This window comes from Rhodanobacter aciditrophus (assembly GCF_050026795.1).
GTDB lineage: Bacteria > Pseudomonadota > Gammaproteobacteria > Xanthomonadales > Rhodanobacteraceae > Rhodanobacter_A.
Genome location: NZ_JALBWP010000012.1, coordinates 239,345 through 259,791 on the forward strand (window position 1 = coordinate 239,345; position 20,447 = coordinate 259,791).

Sequence of the window (20,447 nt, forward strand, 5' to 3'; positions counted from 1 at the left end):
TTCTCACCGAGCGGCCAGCAGCGGCTCTCTCGGGACGGCGGCCCAGGAATGCCGCCGGTGCATCATCCACTTGCGGCCACGCCCTCACGCCTGCCGGTCATGGCGTGTCGGCGACGTGCGCCGCACGCGGCGGGGATGCGAGCGCAGCTTGGCGTACTCCACGGCGGTGAGGGCGATGATCAGCAGATCGAACAGCGCCAACCCGAGATAGCTCGACGAGAGGCCCGCCACAGCCATGTGGCAAAGCTGGCAGGCCGCGAACAATGCAGTCAGCACGATCAGTCCCGGATAGGCCCGACCGTCAACCCGCTGCGCGGGCTGCCGACGGCTGAGCTCAGGCGTTGAAGAAGGACCTTCCCGAAAGCAGCCATTCGCGACTGGCCGAGACGGGTCGAGAGCGGCCGTCCCCTACCCTCGATAACGCGCCCTTATCGGTGGCCGTCTCTCTCCGCCTGACAGCAATGACCAGCAAGTTGGGCTGAGCACTGTGGTCGATTTTCAGCGTGTGGCTCAAGACAGGCCAGGCCGCACGTTGATCCTCGCGGTGGATGGACGACTCGATCAACGCCCGTTGCCGAGGTCAGCATACGGACTGAAGACAACTTCGATTAATCGTACGGTTCTGCCGGCTGTCTAATGGCGAATGGCGAAGGCTGACGACGGCGGGAGAGGGATGCCGCTCACCCTCAAAACCTAGCGCCTCAACTGGCGCACAATCAGCCCCAAACCGATGAAGCAGGTCACCCAGCCGAGGGCATAGCTACACGATACGAGATCGGGATTGTCGACAAGGATTGCACCGATCATTAGCGCAACCGTGCTCATGAGCACGGCACCTGTAATCGTCAGATAACGGTAGGCGGTTACGTAACCGACGCGAAGAAAGACGGCAGCCGTCACACCGTCGATGATGACCGTCAGCCATGCAAAAGTCGCCGCCAAGTTCCACTCCCCTGTCTGCCAACTTCGGAAGTTGCGGGAACATCGCAAGTGGTCGCACCGATCCAATACAGCGATATCACGACTGCCTTGGGGAAGAGGTCACAAGCAGCAAGCCCTGCAGCAATGCCAGTGGCGTGGGTGGGCACCCCGGTACCGTCGCGTCGACCGGAATGACGTTGGCCACGGCCCCGCGCGAGGCGTAGCTGGTCCCGAAGATGCCGCCGCAGACGCCGCAGTCCCCCACTGCGATCACCCACTTGGGTTCGGGCATGACCTCGTACGCCTGCTTGAGCGCTTCCTCCATGTTGACGGAAACAGGGCCCGTCACCATCAATACATCGGCGTGGCGCGGGCTCGCCACGAAGGCGATGCCCGCGCCTTCGAGGTTGTAGTACGGGTTGCCGAGCGCCTGGATTTCCAGCTCGCAACCGTTGCAGGAGCCTGCATCCACATGGCGAATACGCAGCGCGCGTCCGAACACGTCGTGGAGGCGCTCGTGGATGGTCCCAACGTGGACCCGGTGCTCCTCGGACCCGGGCAATGCCTCGCTCAGCATCCCGGTGCGAAGAATGCGCTTCATGATATCCAACATGGTCGAGTCACCCGTCGTGGCCGCTGTAGGCAAGGTTGAACGACTTATTGATGAGGGGAAAGTCGGGCACGATGTTGCCGACGATCGCGTGCTCGATCGACGGCCAGTTCTGCCAGGACGGGTCATGGACGTGGCAGCGCCGGATCGCGGACGGCGCTTCCGCTTCGAGCGCCACCATCACCGGCCCCCGCCAGCCCTCGATGACGCCAAGGCCGATCGCGTCCTTCACGCCGCCGGGAATCGCCGTCGACGTCGCCCCCTGCGGCAGTTGTTCGAGCAGGAGCCGGCCGAGTCGCAGCGACTCCATGACTTCATCGAAGCGCAGCTGGACTCGCGCTGCGACGTCACCTTCCACCCGTAGTGCCGCGACGGTGCGCAGGTCGCCATACGGCGCCCACGGCATCGCCACGCGCAGGTCCTGCTCGATGCCCGAGGCGCGCCCCACCAGGCCGATCGCCCCCAGCGCTTTCGCAGTCGACGGGGTGAGCTGACCCGCCCCCTTGAAGCGATCCTGCAGCCCGGCGTGTTCGTCGTAGATCGCCCGCAGCGCCACCACGTCGCGTTCGATGGCGGCGGCCTCATCCAGCAACAGGCGGACCAGGCGCGGTCCCACGTCGGACCGCACGCCACCCGGGACGACGTAGTCCATCAGATAGCGCTGGCCGAAGACCTCGTGGTTGAGGCGCAGCATCCGTTCCTTCAGCGCCGAGAACTGCGTCAGGCCGAAGGCAAGGCCGGCATCGTTGCCGAGCGCGCCCAGGTCGCCCACGTGATTGGCGATACGCTCCCGCTCCAGGGCCAGCGCGCGCAGATGGACCGCGCGCGGCGATGCGGCCGCGCCTGCGATGGCCTCCAGCGCGGCGCAGTAGGCCCACGAATAGGCCACGGCACTGTCCCCGCAGATCCGGGCCGCCAGCCGGTGGCCTTCCAGCAAGGGCAAGGCTTCGAAGCGCTTGGCCACGCCCTTGTGGGCGTAACCCAGGCGCACTTCCAGGCGCAGCACCTTTTCGCCGACGACGGAAAACCGGAAGTGTCCCGGTTCGATGGTACCTGCGTGAATCGGGCCGACCGGAATCTCGTGCACGCCGTCTCCGCTCACGCGCACGAACGGGTACGGTCCCGGCGTGCCGGGACGGATGTCGCCAGCGGCGACGTCCTTGCGCAGCGGGAAGTGGTGCTCCGGCCAGCCGCCATGGCGCAGCCACGGGCGTCTGTCGCCCTCGTCGACCGCGATGCCCAGCAGGTCGTGGATGGCCCGCTGCAGGCGGCCGGCGACGGGAAACCAGCGTTCCAGCGACGGATAGACCGGGCGATCACCCGCCAGAGCCAGTTGAAGCACCACCGCCTGGCCCGCCGACAGGAAGGCGGCGAAAACATGGAACCGGCCGCTACGGTCGCGGTCGTCCGCCCCCCATAGCGTGAGCAAGCCCGCGCCGGTTTCATGCAGCTGCCGGGCGACCGTCGTCCACTGCGGTGCGTCCACCACCAGGCGCCGCGCGGGAACGTTCGCGGGCAATGGCAGGCCTTCACGCGCAATGAGCTCCAACGACATGTCGCTACCCCGCGAATAGTTGCGCCGCCAGGCGGTACCACCCGGAGAGTGCAGCCGGGATACTGATGCCCAACGCCAATACCAGAACCAGATGGACGAAGACCGGCAGCAGCGACGGCGGATGCGGCAGCGATGGCGTCTGCGTGTCGCCGAACACCATCGGTTGCACGCGTCCGAAGATGGCCGCGAAGGCGACAGCCAGTGCGATGAGCAGGATCGGCGTGGCCCAGGGGTGATCGCGCATCGCCGTCGTCAGCACAAGGTACTCGCTGGCAAAGACGCCGAACGGCGGCATGCCGAGTATGGCCAGCGTGCCGAGCATCAACCCCCAGCCCACGCTGGGATGGGTGGCGAGCAGCCCGCGGATGCCCTCCATGCGCTGCGTGCCGGCGGCCTGGGTCGCGTGCCCTGCCGCGAAAAAGATCGCCGACTTCGTCAGCGAGTGCACGGTCATGTGCAGTAGTCCCGCGAAGCTGGCGACCGGGCCGCCCATGCCGAAGGCGAAGGTCATGATGCCCATGTGCTCGATGGACGAATACGCGAACAACCGCTTGATGTCGCGTTGGCGCCAGAGGAAGAACGTCGCCCATACCGTGGAAAGCAGCCCGAAGCCCATCAGCATGCGCCCGGGCAAGGCCGAATGCAGCGCACCGTCCGCGATGATCTTGCAGCGCAGGACGGCGTACAGCGCCACGTTGAGAAGAAGGCCCGAGAGGACGGCCGAAACCGGCGTCGGACCTTCCGCATGCGCATCCGGCAGCCAGTTGTGCAGCGGTGCCAATCCCACCTTGGTGCCATAGCCCACCAGGAGGAAGACGAAGGCCAGGCCAATCACGGTGGGTTCCAGCTGGCTCTTGACCGCGTCGAGGTGGGTCCACAGCAGCGCGGACATGCCGCCACCACCCAGCCGCCCCTCGGCGGCCACATACACCAGGATCGTGCCGAACAGCGCCAGGGCGATCCCGACACCGCAGAGGATGAAGTATTTCCACGCGGCCTCGATGCTCGCCCGGGTGCGGTACAGCGACACGAGCAGGACGGTCGACAGCGTGGCCGCCTCCATCGCCACCCAGAGGAAGCCCAGGTTGTTGGTCGTCAGGGCCACCAGCATGGCGGCCATGAACAACTGGTACATGCTGTGGTAAAGCCGCAGCCGCCCTGCCGTCAGGCGCCCATGCGCCGCCTCGATGCGCATGTAGGGGCGCGAAAACACCGCGGTGGTGAAGCCGACCAGCGCCGTCAACGCAACCAGGAACACGTTGAACGGGTCGATGAAGAACTGCTCATCGAACGCGCTCATCGCCCCGCCCCGGATGACGCGGACCACCAGCGCAGCCGCCGCCAGCAGGGTCGCCAGGCTGATCGCGACGTTGAGCTCGGCGGCACGGCGTTGCGCGCCGAGCGCGGCCAGCAGCGCGGCGCCGATCAGGGGAAAGCCCACGACCCATGCGATCTCCACGTCAATCCTCCCTGAGCGATTCGAGGTGATGCAGGTCCAGGCTGTCGAACTGTTCCCGGATGTGGAAAAAGAACACGCCGAAGATGAAGACGCCGACCAGCACGTCCAGTGCGATGCCGAGCTCCACCACCATCGGCATGCCGTAGGTGGTGGTGGTCGCGGCGAAGAACAGGCCATTTTCCAGCGCCAGGAATCCGATCACCTGGGTGAACGCCTTGCGCCGCGCGAGTATCATCAGCAACGCCAGCAGAATCACGGCAAGCGCTATGCCCAGGGTCTGCCGGATCACCGTCGTGGCGAGCGCCGTGATCGGCTGGGCCAAGCCGAAGGCAAAAATCACCAGCCCCAGGCCGACCAGCATCAAGGTCGGCACATTCACCAGCGGTTCGTTGTCCCGCTCGATCCCCAGCCGGCGCATCAGCCGCAGCAGGATCCACGGCAGCACGCCGACCTTCAGCACCAAGGTGAGCGCCGCGGAAAAAAACAGATGCGGCAGGCGCGCAGTCACCGCGACCAGCAGGGTGGAGGTCACCAGCACCGCGCCTTGCCAGATCAGCAGCGTGACCAGGCGACGGCTGCGCCGTTCGGCCAGCATGGCAAAGGAGATCAGGAGCAGCGCGCCGGCGAGCGTTTGCAGCACTTGTGCGGCGAAAGTCGGTGCAGGCATCGGTCAACCCCTCAGCAGCAAGTGCACGAGCAGGCCTAGAACGGCCAGCAGGAACGCCATCGTGAGGAACTCCGGCGCACGGAACAGGCGCAACTTGGCCGAAGTGGTCTCGAAGAACGCCAGGGCGGCGCCCGCCGCCGCCAGCTTGGCGACGAGTGCCAGCATGGCGAGCGCGATGCCGCCGAGGCTGACGCCATGCGTGGCGATACCCCAGGGCACAAACAGCGTGAAACCGATGCAGGCGTAGTTGAACAGCTTCAGCCACGATGCCCATTCGATCAGCGCGAGGTGGCGTGCGGAGTACTCCAGCACCATCGCCTCGTGGATCATCGTCAGCTCAAGATGCGTGGACGGGTTGTCGATCGGCAGCCGCGCGTTTTCGGCCAGCAGCACCATCACGAACGCCACGGCGGCAAAAGCCAGGCTGGGATGCAGCGTCACGTGGGGCTGGGTCAGCGTGTTCTGCACGATGGCCGGCAACGCGGTCGTCCCCGCCATCAGGAAGGCGTTGAAAAGCACCATCAGCAGCGCTGGCTCGGTGAGAAAGCCGATCATCATTTCGCGGCGCGCGCCGAGGGTACCGAAGGCCGTGCCGACGTCCATCGCCGCCAGGGCCATGAAGACGCGCGCAGTCGCGAACAGCCCCACCAACGCGATCGCATCGGCCACACGCGCCGCCGGGAGCTCCGTCACCAGCGAGGGAATGATCGCGGCCGCCAGCACCATGGCGGCGAACACGACATACGGCGCGCCGCGGAAAAGCCAGGAGGCATGGTTGGCCAAGGTGACTTCCTTGTGGAACAGCTTCCGCAACATGCGGTAGGGCTGCCACAAGGGCGGCGCGGAGCGGTTCTGCAGCAGCGCCCTGCACTGCCCCACCCAGCCGGCGAACAGCGGCGCCAGCCCGATAGCGCACAGGCACGCGCCGATCTGCCAGAGATAGACGGCCACCGTCACAGCACGCACACCAGCAGGAAGACCAGGGTCAGGAAGCTGTAGAGCAGGTAGACGGACAGCCGCCCGCCCTGCAGTACGGCCATGCGCTCCGTGACACGTTGAAGCAGGCGCCCGAGGGGCTGATAGCACGCCACCCAGAATCGGTCGTCGATCTGGATGCGGTAATTCGGTGCCGCATCGGAAGGCCGAGGAACCTCGCGCTCGATCTTGAAGACCGGGCCAAAAAGATGGCGGATCGGCTGGCCAAAGCCTTCCGCGGAATCCTGCATGCGCGGCGTCTGCCAGGGATAGCCGCAGTCCCACGGCACCGTGCGCCGGCTGCGTCCGCGATAAAGACCGCGCACGAGGGCGAACGTCACGCCCGTCACGAGGATCAGGCCCGCCCAGTACCACAAGCCGCTGTAGGACGCCTGATTGGCCGCCACGGGCGTCATCCACCACGGCGAGGGACCACGCTGTGCCGCGGCCCCCACCAGCGCCTGCGTGACGCGGCCGGCGACGTCGAGCGCAGCCTGCGGGAAAGCGCCGATCAGCACGCAGCCGAGCGCCAGCCAGGCCAGCCCGACCCGCTCGAGCCTGCTGGCATCGTGGGCCGTGGCCAGGGAGCTCTCGCGATGCTGGCCGAGAAAGATCACGCCAAAGAACTTGACCATCACATAACCCGCCAGCGCCGCCGCCAGCGCTATGACCGCGGCGCCCAGCGGGACGATCATGTTGAGGAAGGCATGCGGGATTTGCGGCGTCTGCAGGAACGTTTGCAGCAGCAGCCATTCGGAAACGAAGCCGTTGAGGGGCGGCAAGCCCGCGATCGCGAGTGAACCGATCAAGGCGAACGCCGCGACCCAAGGCATGCGCCGGATCAATCCCCCCAGCTTGCCGAGACTGCGCTCCCCGGTGGCGTGCATGACCGATCCGGTGGCGAGGAACAACAGGCTCTTGAAGAGCGCGTGGTTGAAGGCGTGGATCAGCACGGCGGCCAGCGCCAACGCGGCCAGCACCCGCAGATCGAAGGTGCGGCAGATCAGCACCAGGCCGATACCTGCCAGGATCAGGCCGATGTTTTCGATCGACGAATAGGCCAGCAGCCGTTTCATGTCGGTCTGGACGGCGGCAAATACCACGCCATACAGCGCCGTGCCCAAGCCCATGGCCAGCGTCAGCAAACCCCACCACCACGGACCGGAGGGCAGCAAATCCAGGCTCACGCGCAGAAGGCCGTAGATGGCGGTCTTCAGCATCAGGCCGCTCATCATGGCCGATACCGGCGACGGCGCCGCGGGATGGGCTTCCGGCAGCCACACGTGCAACGGAACCATGCCGGCCTTGGTGCCGAACCCGGCGAGGGCCAGCAGGAACGCGATGCCCGCCCAGAACGGAGCGAGCGTGGACGCGCGCATGGCGTCGAACGTCATCTGCCAGCTGCCGCCATGCAGAACGCCGAAGCACAACAGAATGCCGAGTGCTCCGACATGCGCCATCAACAGGTAAAGAAAGCCGGCGCGGCGGATCTCGGGCAATCGGTGCTGGGTGGTGACCAGGAAGTAGGAGCTGAGCGCCATGGTTTCCCACGCCACCATGAACAGGTAGGCATCGTCGGCAAGCACCACCATCGCCATGCTGGCCAGGAACACGTGGTACTGCAGGCACAGCAGGCCAGGAGCGGTGCCTTCGCCGGCGCGGAAGTAGCCTGCCGAAAAGATCGAGATACCGGCGCCTGCGGTACCCAGCAACACCAGGAAAAATCCCGAAAGCGCATCCAGCCGCACATGGAAAGGCAAGTCCGGCAGCCCCAGCGGCAGCACGACCTGCTGCGTCGCGAACGTTGGCATCAACGCCGCGACGCCAGCGGCTGCAACCCCCAGACCGACCAGGGCGCCCAGCGGAAACAACACGCGGGCGACCCAGCCGACTCCAGTCGGGCGTACCAGGCCGAGTCCGCCCACAAGCAGCCAAGCCGCCACCAGGCCGAGCAAGGCAGTCACCGTCGGCGATGCGGCGATCAACTCATTCACGTGTTCGCTCCACCAGTGACGGCAAGACCCGTAGCCCCTGAGCGCATTGCCATGCGTGCTCTATGATAATTTGATTATCATGCAGATTGATTCATGTGTAAGTTGGAGAATACTCCCATGACCATCGAGAATCGCACTGCCCGACTCACGATCCTGATCGACCCCCGCAAGAAAGCCGTCTTCGAGCGCCTTTGTGCAGCGGAGGACGCGACGCCGTCCCAGGTCGTGCGTCGGCTCATTCGTGAATACATCGAACGCACCTCCGGCCGTCCCTGGCACGCCGAGGATGAGGCGCTCCCGGCGAAACGGCGTGACCGTGTCAGCAATGGATAGGCACCCACGCCGACGGCCAACCGCCGCGGCAGCCAGTGCCCCCCTGCGTTTTGCGGACCCTGCATGGAATGCGTCCAGTGCAGGTGGCATTTCTCGGTGAATGCCACACGAGCACCAAGGACAAGCACATCGACGTGCAGGTCCTCTGTTGGCCCGCGGCGTCGACTGCTTGGTCGATGCTTGCGCAATCCTTGGCCGGATTGCAGTCCCTGCGGGGGGATCGTGCATTCACGCAGCGCGCGCCCGCTCCAGGCTGGCTTCGGGGCGTCGCACCGCAGTTGTGCCCTCCCGCAGATCGCGAGTCGAGCGCCATCGAGAGCACGCTGGCAGCGCTAGCCCGCCGCCTGCCGCTGCGCTTCGCGGTCACTGTCGTGGAGCACCAGACCGGACAGAACCCGAGTTCGGCACAGTGCGCTGCCGCTCTATGTTCTCCGGCTGCCTGACGGCATATGGCGCCTATCGGAAGAGCACCAACCAGGAGGCGTGCAACATCATCGCCGCGTCACCTGGCAGCGTCGCGTGACGTCTTTGCGCTTGCGCTGTCCTATCGCTTCTGAGCGTACCTCGGTAGTTAATCCTTGAGGCCACCCAGGACCCGGTCTTCACTATTTTGTTGATTGCACCAGTGAAAGTTTCACGAGGACGACGTCGTTACTCCGCACCGGCAGGTCGAGCTCATAGTGACCGTCGTTGCTGACGGTCACGGTGCGATTGATGAAGGGCAGGTCCCGAGTGAGTCGTTCCAGCTTGCGCAGTTGTGACTGATCGAGCGTCTTGGGCAGGCCCATCTCGATATAAGCGGAATAGGCGTCGTTGTGACGATAGCCCGTGCGGAACGCCCGCAGGAGATAGCTCCCTGCCTTCAAATGTTCGAAGCGGATGTGGGCTGGCGCCGCAGCCGTGGACGGCACCAATTTCGTGTAGAAGGGCCGATTGCTCACCGACTGCCTTGGCTGCTGCCAATCCCACAGCAGCACCTCGGTATCGCCGCCGCCCGTCGTCGCCATGACCTGGGCATCGGCAGTGGGAATGACTCGCCCATCGAGTTCGTTCAGATATTTGTAGGCGAAGAAGGCCGGCTTGCGGATCCCCTTGGGGTTGATCAAGCCAAAGCCGCCCTGGAAAGGCGCGGTGGGTGGGCCGGGCTCCTCGAACAGGTCGGAATAGGTCCAGTAGCTCATGCCCTGGACATCGCCTTCCACTGCCTTGAGGCGCGACAGGATGTAGGGAGCGCTGATATAGGAATCGTGCACGGCATCGCGCGGCGTGTAGCTGCTGCTCCATTCGGTGAAGTAAAGCGGCAGATCCGGAAACGCCGAAGCGGCGATCTGTGCGCGCACCTTTTTGACGTCACCGATGATCGCGTCGGGATTGGCCGAGAGTTTGGTGTCGCTCTGGCCGTGCTCGTCGAGGAAGCCGCCGTCGACGCCGTAGCTGTGCGTGGTGACGAAGTCGACCGGGGTATGGTTGGCGGCCGCATGGGCCAGGAATTCCGGAACCCATGCCGCGCCTGCGGTGGCGGGTCCGCCCACCTGGAGATCGGGATCGATCGCCTTGATCGTGCGGGCGGTTAGGTCGTAGAGCCGGAAATAGGCCTGTTGGTCCGCACCCTGCCAGAAGCCACCCAGATTGGGCTCGTTCCAGACCTCGAAATACCAGCGGCGCACCTCGGCGGGGCCGTAGCGCGTCTCGAGGTGCCGGATGAAGGCATCGACAAGGTTGTGCCAGCCTTGTGGCTTGGGATGCGAGGTGTTGCCCTTCCAGTAGAAGATCGTCTGATCCGAGGTCGCCAGCGCTTCGGGCGTGAAGCCCAATTCCACGAAGGGCCGGATGCGCTTGCTCAGCAGGTCGTCGTAGAGCCGATCGATCTGGTTCCAGTCATAGACCGTCTTGCCGTCGACGATCCTGACCGTGCCGAGAATGTCGTGGAAGATCGCGTGGAAGCGGATATAGCGGAATCCGAGCTCGTCGACCGCCATCCGCAGATGTGCCTGCGCGTCGGGGCGCATCAGCGTACCGGGGTAGTCCGAGCCGACCGAGAAATTGAAAAAGCGATCGAGCGGACGGTTCGCCCTGGCGACATCCACGATGACCGTTCGTGTGTCCGGCTGGGGCATTGCCCGCGACGATACGACGGTAAACGCCATCACCAGCGCAGGCAGCACGCCGTTTCGCAATGACTTTCCCAACAGCTCTCTTGATCGCATCCTCTGCCGCCTCCACGCGTCGGTTGGACGTCTTCGTTCCAAATGTCCGTACCTGGATCCTGCGGGCGATCCCTGTGCGAAGCCTGCTGAATGCTGTGCAGTCACGGGCAGGCAAGGGATGCACGATGCGAGCCGCAATGGTCGGTCCGGAGTGCAACAGGATGAGTGGCTAAGCAATTCGCGGTCTTTCAGCGCAGTCTGTCACGCCTGGCTGCGCCCTTCCGCCCCATCGGCGCGATCGAACAAATAATCGCAATGCAAGGTGATCAATTTCGCAACGAAGCCCTCGGGATGCAGGGATCGCTTCGCATAAGGTGATCGGTGCGCCCCACTGTGTCGGCGAGAACCTTGCCGTGTAGGACTTCGCACTCAATGCCGCCGGCATGGTGCAGATACGCTGACTTGACCAGCGCGTTGGCAATGCACAGCCGTTGCCTGATGAAATGAACGATCGCTTCCACGGTTCAGAAGGCGATCAATCGAACGTACGCACGTTTGAAGGCCGCCCCTCCCTGTCCTCGATAACCAGCCCCAATCGCTCGCGACGCTATCGCGATAGAGTTCAGGATCGACAAAGGGTGGCGACAGCCGTGAGCAATTCTTCACCCACCCGCCATGATGCAGCTCTTGTTCTGTTCCGGTGCGACCTCCGACTGGCCGACCAGCCCGCGCTGGTCGCCGCCTGCGCCGCACACGAACGGGTGCTGCCGGTGCATCTGCACGCCCCGCACGAGGAGGCGCCCTGGGGGCCCGGCGCGGCCAGTCGCTGGTGGCTGCACCCCTCGCTCGAAGCCTTGCAGCAGCGCCTCGCGGCGCAGGGCGCCACGCTGCACGTCGCGCGCGGCGACAGGCTGCCCACGCTGCGTGCGCCAGCACCTGGGGCGTGACGCTGGGCGAATTCGCCGACGACGGCAGCCGCGACCTTGCGCTGTACGGCAACAACGGCCGCCCCGACACCCGGGGCGGGATCGCCGAGCACGACTGGAACCCGTTCGGCAAGGCGGATTCGTGGAAGGAGCCGCTCGCCAACCTGCGGGTGGGGCTGCAATACACCTGGTACACGCGTTTCAGCGGCCTGGTAACCGATGTCGACGGCGCGGGGCGGCATGCGTCGGACAACGACACGCTGTACCTGTTCGCGTGGCTGGCGTTGTAGCGCCCCGCCGGTTTCCGGCAGGCGTGCGGCGGCCTGGTCGCCGCCGCACGCAAGCGCTTCGACCTGGTGTTTCGCCCGCTGCCCTCGCGGGGAAGCTTTGACCAGGATCAACGGCAGCGGCCGGACCCGCCCTAGGGTGGACGGAGCGCCGCATGGCGCCCGTTTCGCCCCACGAAGGAGCATGTCATGAACAAGTCGATGCCCGTGCTGCTCGCGGCCGCCCTGCTGGCGGCAACCTCATCCATCGCTGCCGCCGCCGGGCGCGATCTGCGCTGCAGCCTCACATTCACCTCCAGCGAGTGGTCGGCGCTGTACGCCAGCGCGGTGGGCGAAGGCACGGTCACCTGCAAGGACGGCTCGTCGATGCCCGTGGCCATCCGCGCCAGGGGCATCGGCATCACCGCGGGCAAGTGGAAGATCACCGACGGCCGGGGCACGTTCACCCACGTCGCCCGGATCGAGGACGTGCTGGGCGACTACCTGGCGGTCAGCGGGGACATCGGGGTGTCCCGGGCGGGCACCGCCCGGGCGTTGACCAAGGGCAACGTGTCGCTGCTGCTGGCCGGCAAGGGCGACGGCTTCAACGCCGGCATCGCGATCAGCGGCTTCAGGATCAGCAAGCCCGGCGCGAAACCGGCCAGGCACGCCAGCGAGGCGCCCAGGCCCGCCGGCAGGACGAAGTAGGCAAGCGGACTCCAGCGGTCGCCACGCGCCCGTCCGGCATGGATCGAGGTGCGCATGAGCCACGTCGAAAGCTACTGGGCGCGGCCGGATGGCGAGGTGCTGGCCACGCTCGATTCCGGCAGGAACGGACTGGCGAGCCCGGAAGCGGCGGCACGCCTGAAGCGGTTCGGGCGCAACGCGCTCGCCGCCGGCACGGCGCGGCCGTGGCTGCGCCTGCTGCTGGGCCGCTTCGCCAGTCCGCTGGTGGTGATCCTGCTGGTCGCCGCGCTGGTCTCGCTGCTCGTGCGCGAGTGGATCGACGCCTGGATCGTGCTGGGCATCGTGCTGCTGACGGCGGTGCTCAGCTTCGTGCAGGAATACCGCGCCTCGGCGGCCATCGAGGCGCTGCGGCGGCGCGTGGGCATCACTGCCGACGTGGTGCGCGACGGCACCCTGCGCACGATCCCCGCCGCCGAGATGGTGCCGGGCGACATCGTCGAGCTGTCGGCGGGCGCGCTGGTGCCGGCCGACGCACGGCTGCTGGAAGCGCGCGACTGCTTCCTCAACCAGGCCATGCTGACCGGCGAGACGCTGCCGGTGGAGAAGCGCGCGGGCATGTGCGCCGCCGATGCGGCGCTGGCCGCGCGCACCAACTGCGTGTTCATGGGCACCTCGGTGCGCAGCGGCTGGGCGCGCGCCGTGGCGGTGGATACCGGGCGGAGCACCGTCTTCGGCGGCATCGCCGACCGGCTGATGCTGCGGCCGCCGGAGACCGAGTTCGAACGCGGGCTGCGCCGCTTCGGCGGCTTCCTGATCCGGCTGATGCTGACCGTGGTGGTGGTGGTGCTCGCGGCCAACATCCTGCTGCACCGCCCGACCATCGATACCCTGCTGTTCGCCGCGGCGCTGGCGGTGGGGCTGTCGCCGGAACTGCTGCCGGCGATCCTGACCATCACGCTCTCGCACGGCGCGCGGGCGATGGCGCGCGAGGGCGTCATCGTCAAGCGGCTGAACGCGATCGAGAACCTGGGCAGCATGGACGTGCTGTGCACCGACAAGACCGGCACCCTCACGCGCGGCGTGATCGAGCTGGACGCCGCCGTCGATCCGCACGGCCGGCCCTCGGCCGAGGTACTGCGCCTGGCCGCCCTCAACGCGCGCCTGCAGACCGGCATCCGCAACGCGCTGGACGATGCCGTGGTGGCGCGCAGCGGGCGCGAAGGCGTGGACACGGAAGCGGCGACCAAGATCGACGAGATCCCCTACGACTTCCAGCGCCGGCGCCTCAGCATCGTGACGGGCACGGCCGTGCCGCCGGGCGCCGTGATGCTCACCAAGGGCGCGGTGGAGAACGTGTTCGACATCTGTGCCCTCGCCCGCATCGACCGGCGCGAGGTCGCCTTCGACGAGACCCTGCGGGCGGAACTGACGGAACGCTTCGTCGACTGGAGCACCCAGGGCTTCCGCGTCCTCGCCGTGGCCTCGAAGGCGCTGCCCGCGAAGGAACGCTACGGCCGGGAGGACGAGGCCGGGATGACCCTGGAGGGCTTCCTGCTTTTTTTCGACCCGCCCGAGCCGCAGGCCAGGGCGACACTGGCGGCGCTGGGCAAACTGGGCGTCGAGGTCAAGGTCGTCACCGGCGACAACCGCCACGTGGCGCGGCACGTTGCCGAGGGCATCGGCATGAAGGTCGGCGGCGTGCTCACCGGCGCCGAGCTGCAGCGCCTGGGCGACGAGGCGCTGTGGCAGCGCGCGCCGTCGACCACGCTGTTCGCCGAGATCGAGCCCAACCAGAAGGAACGCATCATCACGGCGCTGCGCAAGACCGGCCACGTGGTGGGCTACCTCGGCGACGGCATCAACGATGCCCCCGCCCTGCACGCGGCCGACGTCGGCATCTCGGTGGACACCGCGGTGGACGTGGCCAAGGACGCGGCGGATTTCGTGCTGCTGCGGCACGACCTCGGCGTCGTCCGCCGCGGCATCGACGAGGGCCGGCACACCTTCGCCAACACCATCAAGTACATCTTCATCGTCACCAGCGGCAACTTCGGCAACATGATCAGCATGGCGCTGGCCTCGATCTACCTGCCGTTCCTGCCACTGCTGGCCAAGCAGATCCTGCTCAACAACTTCCTCGCCGACGTGCCGTCGATGGGCATCGCCGGCGACAACGTCGACCGCGAGTGGGAGCGCACGCCGCACCGCTGGGACATCCGGCTGATCCGCCGCGCCATGCTCGCCTTCGGGCTGACCAGCACCGTGTTCGACCTGCTCACCTTCGCCGTGCTGCTGGAACTGGCGGGCGGCAGCCACCAGCTGTTCCGCACCGGCTGGTTTGTGGAGTCGCTGCTCACCGAGCTGTGGGTGCTGCTGGCGATCCGCACCTACCGTCCGTTCTATCGCAGCCATCCCGGGCGGTTCCTGAAATGGGGCGTGGTCGCGACGTCGCTGGTGGCGATCGCCCTGCCCTACCTGCCGGACGCGCTGCTGCTCGGCTTCGTCCCGCTGCCCGGGCGGATCCTCGCGGCAGTGCTGGCGATCACCGCGCTGTACGTGGCCGCCTCGGAAGCGATCAAGCGCCCGGTCTACCGGCACCTGGCGCGGGGCCGCCGTCGGCGTTGAGACGGTGCCGGGCAGTCAGTCGACCGACTTGCGGAAGCGCAGCGTCGCCGCCGCCGTCAGGACGGCGCCGATGGCCGCCAGCGCGAGCAGCTGCGGCGCCAGCACCGCCACGCCCACGCCCTTCAGGAACACCGCGCGGATGATCACGATGAAGTAGCGCACCGGATTGGCATAGGTCAGCCACTGCAGGAACGGCGGCATGCTGGAGATGGGAAAACTGAAGCCGGAAAGGATGAAAAGCGGGTTGACCAAAAAGAAGTTCGTCGCGAACGCCTGCTGCTGGGTCTTGCACACGGTGGAGATCATCAGCCCCAGCGAGAGCGTGCTCAGCAGGTACAGCGAGGTGCCCAGCAGCAGCACCAGCAGGCTGCCCCGGAGCGGCACCTGGAACCACAGCGTGCCCACCAGCGTGATCACCGCGACCAGCCCGAGGCCGACGCAGAAGAACGGGATCACCTTGCCCACGATCAGCTCGAACGGACGGATCGGCGTGACCATCAGCTGCTCCAGCGTGCCGACCTCTCGCTCGCGCACGATGGCGAAGGCGGTGAGGTTGACCACCATCACCAGCGTGATGGTGGCAATCACGCCCGGCACGAAGAACCAGCGGCTGTTGAGGCTGGTGTTGTACCAGGGCCGGTCGTCCAGCGTGACGGTCGCCAGGCTGCCCGCGATGCGGGGATTCAGCCGCCCGAGCAGGTCGCCCTGGTAGCGCCGGGAGTAGCCGTTGACGATCGCGCTGACGTAACCCAGGGCGATCAGTGCGGAATTGGAATTGGTGCCGTCGACCAGCACCTGCACGGGCGCCGGCTGCCCCTTGCGCAGCAGCTGGGCGAAGCCGGCGTGCACGATGATGGCCACCGCCGCGCTGCTGTCGTCGATGGCGGCCTCCGCCTCGCGCTGCGAGGACGCTATGCGCACGATGCGGAAATGGGGGTTGTTGGCGAACTCGGCGACCAGCGCCCGGCTCTCCTGCGAATGGTCCATGTCCAGCACCGCGGTGGACACGCCGAACACCTCGAAGGTCGCCGCGTAGCCGAATACCAGCACCTGCGCCAGCGGCGGCACCAGCAGGCGAAAGCGCGCCCAGCGGTCGCGGCGCAGCTCGATGAATTCCTTGACAAGGAGATGCCAGATGCGCCCGAACATGGCCGTCACCCGATGCGCTTGCGGAACGCCCGCGCGGCCAGCAGCGCCATCACCACCGCGTAGCCGGCCAACGCCATCACCGGCAGCCACAGGTCGAGCAGGCCGGAACCCTTCAGGAACAGCGACTTCAGAATCGTCACGTAGTAACGCGCGTAGATGGCATACGTGATGAGGCGGATCGGCGCCGGCATCTGGTCGATCGGGAAGGCGTAACCCGACAGCAGCGAGATCGGCATGATGGTGAGGAACAGCGCGATCTGGCTGGCGCCGACCTGGTTGGGAATCGACACCGAAACGAAATAGCCGACGCTGAGCACCACCGTCAGGAACAGCGAGGTGGTCAGCAAGAGCACCGCAAGCTGGCCGCGGAACGGGACGTGGAACCAGTACACGGCCACCGCGAGGCAGATCGCCGCGTCCACCAGGCCGATCGCGAAGTACGGCGCCAGCTTGCCGAGCAGCAGTTCCATCGGCGTCACCGGCGTGGAGATCAGCAGTTCCATCGTGCCGCGCTCCCATTCGCGCGCGATCGTCAGCGAGGTGAGCTGCGCGCCGACCAGCGCCAGCACCAGCGCCACCACGCCGGGGATGATGAAGTTGCGGCTCTCCAGATCCTCGTTGAACCAGACGCGCGACTGCTCCACGACGGGCGCGAGCTGCAATGGCATGCCGTTCGTCCGCTCCATCAGGTTCAACTGCACATCGTGCGAGAAGCCGGCGACCACCGCCCTGGCATAAGCCGTGGCCAGCGTGGCCGTGTTGTCGTCCGTGGCGTCCACCACCGCCTGCACGGCGGCATGCCGCTGCAGCACGACCTCGCGCGAGAAATCGGCCGGCACCACCAGGGCGAGGCGGCAGGTGCCGCCGTCCATCACCGGGGCGATCTCGCGCATGCTGTGCAGGTTGCGCACGATTCGGAAGTAGGGTGAGGCCTGCACGCGCTTGAGCAGGCTCTGGCTGAACTGGCTACCCTCCTGGTCGTACACGCACACCGGCACGTGGGAGATGTCCAGGTTCACCCCGTAGCCGAGCAGGAACAGCTGCATGATCGGCATCGCCAGCGCCAGCATGAGGCTACGCGGGTCGCGCACCACCTGGCGCAGCTCCTTCACGGCCAGCGCGCGGATGCGCCGGAATTTCATGCCGGGCGTCCCGCTTCACGCGCCTGCGCGCCGATCATGCGCACGAAGGCGTCCTCCAGGCTGGGCTCGATGCGCCGCACGGCGACGTCGGCAACGCCCTGGCTGGCGAGGAACGCCGCCAGCCGCCCGCCCTCCTCCCGGACATGGGCCAGCAGGGCATGCACCGTGCTGCCGAACACTGCCACGTCGCGCGCCGGTGCATACGTCGAGAGCAGCTCCAGCACGCGCCCCAGCGGCGCGCCGCGGATCTCCACCAGTTCGCCGTCCAACGCGCGGCGGCGGATCCGCTCCGGCGTGTCCAGCGCCACGACGCTGCCGCGGTTGATCAGCGCCACGCGGTTGCAGTACTCCGCCTCGTCCATGTGGTGGGTGGAGACGAGCACGGTGACGCCCTGCGACGACAGGTCGTGGATGAGATCCCAGAAGCGCCGCCGCGACAGCGGGTCGACGCCGGAGGTGGGCTCGTCCAGCACCAGCACCCTGGGCCGGTGCAGGATCGCGCAGCCCAGCGCCAGCCGCTGCTTCCAGCCGCTGGCCAGGTCGCGCACCGGCGCGTCGGCGTGCGCGGCGAGCCCCGCCATCTTCAGCGCGTCGCGGATGCGTCCGCCGATCAGCCCGCGGTCCACGCCGTACACCCCGCCGAAGAAGCGCAGGTTCTCCAGCACCGTGAGGTTGCCGTAGAGCGAGAACTTCTGCGACATGTAGCCGATGCGTTGCCGCGCCGCTTCCGGCGCGCGGACGACGTCGACCCCATCGACCAGCAGCTGCCCCGAGGTCGGCCGCAACAGGCCGCACAGCATGCGGATCACCGTCGACTTGCCGGCGCCGTTGGGCCCGAGGAAGCCGAGTATCTCCCCCCGGCCGACGTCGAAGCTTATGCCTGCCACGGCCTCGAAGTCGCCGAAGCGCTTGCGCAGCGAGCGCACCGCAATGACCGCGGGCGCGCTCACGGCGTCGCTCCCTCGTCGCCGAGCAGCGCGACGAACAGGTCCTCGATCGACGGCGGCACGATGCGCGCGTCGTCGCAGGCGATGCCGCTTTCGCGCAGCTGCGCCTGCAGCGCCGGCAGGCGCCCGGCCTGGTCCATGTGCACGTGGATGCCGTTGCCGACCAGCAGCACGCCAAGCACGCCCGGCGCATGGGCGAGCGCGTCGCGCAGCCGCCGCGGCGTGGCCGAGGCGAACTCCGCCAGCGCGCCCGGCATGCGCGCGCGCAACGCCGCCGGCGTGTCGCAGTACAGCAGGCGCCCGGCATGCAGCAGGGCCAGCCGGTCGCAACGCTCCGCCTCGTCCAGGTAGGCGGTGGAGATCAGCAGCGTCACGCCCTCGCCGCGCAGGCCGTAGAGGATCTGCCAGAACTCGCGGCGGGACAGCGGGTCCACGCCGGTGGTGGGCTCGTCCAGCAGCACGATGCTCGGCGCATGCACCAGCGAACACGCCAGGCCCAGCTTCTGCTTCATGCCGCCGGACAGCTGGCCGGCCAGCCGCTTGCGGAAATGCCCCATCGACGAGGCGTCCAGCAGGCGCGCGGCGCGCGCCTCGCGCAGCTTCGGCGACACGCCGAACAGGTCGGCGTAGAAGCGGATGTTTTCGTCGACGGTGAGGTCCTCGTACAGGCCGAAGCGCTGCGGCATGTAGCTGATCCGCTCGCGCACCTGCTCGGGCGCGGCCACCACGTCGACGCCGCCCACCTCCACCGTGCCCGCGTCCGGCGCCATCACGGCCGCGAGCATGCGCAGCGTGGTGGTCTTGCCGGCGCCGTCCGGCCCGACCAGCCCGAAGATCTCGCCGCTCTTGACCTCCAGGTCGAGTCCATCGACGGCCGCCACCCCGCCAAAGCGCTTGCTCAGGCCCGCCGCGGCCACGGTGACCGGGGTCGCGTTCATGGCGACAGGCGCAGCGTGGCGTCGGCGGGCATGCCCGGCACCAAGTCGTGCGACGGGTTGGCCACGTCGATGCGCACGCGATACACCAGCGTGACGCGCTCGGCATGGGTCTCCACGCTCTTGGGGGTGAACTCGGCCTGGTCGCTGATGAACGACACCCGCGCGGGGTAGCGGCGCCCGGGGAAGCTGTCCGTGGTCACCTCGGCGGACTGGCCGAAACGCACCCGGCCGATGTCCGGTTCATTGATGTAGGCGCGCAGCCAGACGTGGTCCAGATCGGCGATCGTCACCACCGGCGTGCCCGGCACCACGACCTCGCCGAGCTCAGCCTGCCTGACCAGGATCACACCGTCGATGGGCGCCACCAGCGAGGTGTAGCCCTCGTTGATCTGCGCCAGCTTGAGCGCTTCCTTAGCATCGCGGACGTTGGCCATCGCCAGCTGCAGGTTGCCTTCCGCCGCGTTGGCCAGCGCGCGGTCGCGCTCGAGCACCGCCTGCGCCCCGCGCACGGCCGCATCGGCCAGGTCGCGGCTGTCGCGGGACACGTAGCCGCTGGCCGCCAGCTTCCGCAGGCGCGCGTCGTTGAGCGTCTTGTAGTGCAGGTCCGCCTCGTCGGCGGCCAGCACCTTCAGCGCGGCCGACAGGTTGCTCCCGGAGGCTTCCAGCGCACGCTCCTGCGTGGCGACGCCGGAGCGGGCGATCGCGACCTCCTGGCGATAGTCCGCGTCGTCCACCCGCGCGATCAGCGTGCCCTTCTTCACCCACTGCCCTTCGTCGAAGGGCAGCGCGACGATGCGCGACTGCACCGTCCTGAAACTGAGCACGCTCTCGTGGGCTTCGATGTTGCCGGACAGCGTGAGCGTCGCGGGCGGTCCGCCACCGCCGAACCAGTGCGCCGGCAAGCCGTGGCGAACCACCGCGTAGCCCATCCCCGCGATGGCCAGGACGAGCGCGCCAGCCACGAACAGGCGCCGGCTCATGCGCATCCCTCGCCGGCCCCGGCGTGGCGCACGCGCCCGGCGGCGCAGGGCTTTCGACCTCGACGTTTCATGCGGCAGCCCGGCAACAGGGATGGCCGAGGAAGTATCGAAAGCGGCTCCCTGCGC

The 20,447-nt window shown here is 67.3% G+C and carries 19 protein-coding genes; 5 read left to right on the forward strand and 14 right to left on the reverse strand.

The window, feature by feature from the left end:
- Positions 1-84: 84 nt before the first annotated feature.
- The 8 genes from ACQGNW_RS14130 to hyfB all read right to left on the reverse strand — a co-directional run bounded on the left by ACQGNW_RS14130 (position 85) and on the right by hyfB (position 8,181).
- Positions 85-276: a hypothetical protein gene (locus ACQGNW_RS14130; protein ID WP_426663849.1), complete on the reverse strand. Its 192-nt coding sequence runs from the start codon at positions 274-276 to the stop codon at positions 85-87.
- A 417-nt stretch (positions 277-693) separates the two neighbouring features.
- Positions 694-942 carry a hypothetical protein gene (locus ACQGNW_RS14135; protein WP_426663850.1) on the reverse strand — a complete coding sequence of 83 codons (249 nt, stop codon included), beginning with the start codon at positions 940-942 and terminating at the stop codon, positions 694-696.
- 76 nt (positions 943-1,018) lie between these two features.
- Positions 1,019-1,534: an NADH-quinone oxidoreductase subunit B family protein gene (locus ACQGNW_RS14140; RefSeq protein ID WP_426663851.1), complete on the reverse strand. Its 516-nt coding sequence runs from the start codon at positions 1,532-1,534 to the stop codon at positions 1,019-1,021.
- Between the two features lie 7 nt (positions 1,535-1,541).
- A complete protein-coding gene (locus tag ACQGNW_RS14145) occupies positions 1,542-3,086 on the reverse strand; it encodes a hydrogenase large subunit (protein WP_426663852.1) in 1,545 nt (514 codons plus the stop codon).
- A gap of 4 nt (positions 3,087-3,090) precedes the next feature.
- The gene (locus tag ACQGNW_RS14150; RefSeq protein WP_426663853.1) at positions 3,091-4,545 is read right to left on the reverse strand and encodes a hydrogenase 4 subunit F; all 1,455 of its coding nucleotides are present in this window, start codon (positions 4,543-4,545) and stop codon (positions 3,091-3,093) included.
- A gap of 1 nt (position 4,546) precedes the next feature.
- Positions 4,547-5,212: a formate hydrogenlyase gene (locus tag ACQGNW_RS14155; RefSeq protein ID WP_426663854.1), complete on the reverse strand. Its 666-nt coding sequence runs from the start codon at positions 5,210-5,212 to the stop codon at positions 4,547-4,549.
- Positions 5,213-5,215: 3 nt separating this feature from the next.
- A complete protein-coding gene (locus ACQGNW_RS14160) occupies positions 5,216-6,169 on the reverse strand; it encodes a respiratory chain complex I subunit 1 family protein (protein WP_426663855.1) in 954 nt (317 codons plus the stop codon).
- Positions 6,166-8,181, reverse strand: a complete 2,016-nt coding sequence (gene hyfB / locus ACQGNW_RS14165) for a hydrogenase 4 subunit B (RefSeq protein WP_426663857.1) — start codon at positions 8,179-8,181, stop codon at positions 6,166-6,168. Before hyfB ends, ACQGNW_RS14160 begins: the two co-directional genes overlap by 4 nt.
- 117 nt (positions 8,182-8,298) lie before the next feature.
- Between hyfB and ACQGNW_RS14170 the strand changes: the two genes are divergently transcribed.
- The gene (locus tag ACQGNW_RS14170; protein WP_426663858.1) at positions 8,299-8,514 is read left to right on the forward strand and encodes a ribbon-helix-helix protein, CopG family; all 216 of its coding nucleotides are present in this window, start codon (positions 8,299-8,301) and stop codon (positions 8,512-8,514) included.
- 605 nt (positions 8,515-9,119) lie between these two features.
- On the opposite strand, the gene ACQGNW_RS14175 is transcribed toward ACQGNW_RS14170, so the two are convergent.
- A complete protein-coding gene (locus ACQGNW_RS14175; protein WP_426664775.1) occupies positions 9,120-10,691 on the reverse strand; it encodes a GH39 family glycosyl hydrolase in 1,572 nt (523 codons plus the stop codon).
- Positions 10,692-11,164: 473 nt separating this feature from the next.
- Here ACQGNW_RS14175 and ACQGNW_RS14180 point away from each other — a divergent pair, with 473 nt between their 5' ends.
- From ACQGNW_RS14180 to mgtA, 4 genes are all read left to right on the forward strand, one after another.
- Positions 11,165-11,608 (forward strand): deoxyribodipyrimidine photo-lyase, encoded by a 444-nt coding sequence (locus ACQGNW_RS14180; RefSeq protein WP_426663860.1) that lies wholly within the window; start codon positions 11,165-11,167, stop codon positions 11,606-11,608.
- On the forward strand, positions 11,605-11,877 hold the full coding sequence (locus ACQGNW_RS14185) for a hypothetical protein (RefSeq protein ID WP_426663861.1): 273 nt from the start codon (positions 11,605-11,607) through the stop codon (positions 11,875-11,877). Before ACQGNW_RS14180 ends, ACQGNW_RS14185 begins: the two co-directional genes overlap by 4 nt.
- 186 nt (positions 11,878-12,063) lie before the next feature.
- The gene (locus tag ACQGNW_RS14190; RefSeq protein ID WP_426663862.1) at positions 12,064-12,561 is read left to right on the forward strand and encodes a hypothetical protein; all 498 of its coding nucleotides are present in this window, start codon (positions 12,064-12,066) and stop codon (positions 12,559-12,561) included.
- 54 nt (positions 12,562-12,615) lie between these two features.
- Positions 12,616-15,165: a magnesium-translocating P-type ATPase gene (gene mgtA, locus ACQGNW_RS14195; RefSeq protein ID WP_426663863.1), complete on the forward strand. Its 2,550-nt coding sequence runs from the start codon at positions 12,616-12,618 to the stop codon at positions 15,163-15,165.
- Between the two features lie 15 nt (positions 15,166-15,180).
- Here mgtA and ACQGNW_RS14200 read toward each other — a convergent pair whose 3' ends face one another.
- Genes ACQGNW_RS14200 through ACQGNW_RS14220 form a run of 5 tightly spaced genes read right to left on the reverse strand, consistent with a single transcriptional unit; the run spans position 15,181 to position 20,321 of the window.
- Positions 15,181-16,314 (reverse strand): ABC transporter permease, encoded by a 1,134-nt coding sequence (locus tag ACQGNW_RS14200; RefSeq protein ID WP_426663864.1) that lies wholly within the window; start codon positions 16,312-16,314, stop codon positions 15,181-15,183.
- Positions 16,315-16,319: 5 nt separating this feature from the next.
- Entirely contained in the window at positions 16,320-17,456 is a 1,137-nt protein-coding gene (locus tag ACQGNW_RS14205; RefSeq protein WP_426663865.1) for an ABC transporter permease, read from the reverse strand.
- The gene (locus ACQGNW_RS14210) at positions 17,453-18,406 is read right to left on the reverse strand and encodes an ABC transporter ATP-binding protein (RefSeq protein ID WP_426663866.1); all 954 of its coding nucleotides are present in this window, start codon (positions 18,404-18,406) and stop codon (positions 17,453-17,455) included. The genes ACQGNW_RS14205 and ACQGNW_RS14210 overlap by 4 nt, the downstream gene beginning before the upstream one ends.
- A complete protein-coding gene (locus tag ACQGNW_RS14215; RefSeq protein WP_426663867.1) occupies positions 18,403-19,341 on the reverse strand; it encodes an ABC transporter ATP-binding protein in 939 nt (312 codons plus the stop codon). The genes ACQGNW_RS14210 and ACQGNW_RS14215 overlap by 4 nt, the downstream gene beginning before the upstream one ends.
- Complete coding sequence (locus ACQGNW_RS14220) at positions 19,338-20,321, reverse strand: HlyD family secretion protein (protein ID WP_426663868.1); 984 nt, start codon at positions 20,319-20,321, stop codon at positions 19,338-19,340. The genes ACQGNW_RS14215 and ACQGNW_RS14220 overlap by 4 nt, the downstream gene beginning before the upstream one ends.
- Positions 20,322-20,447 lie beyond the last annotated feature (126 nt).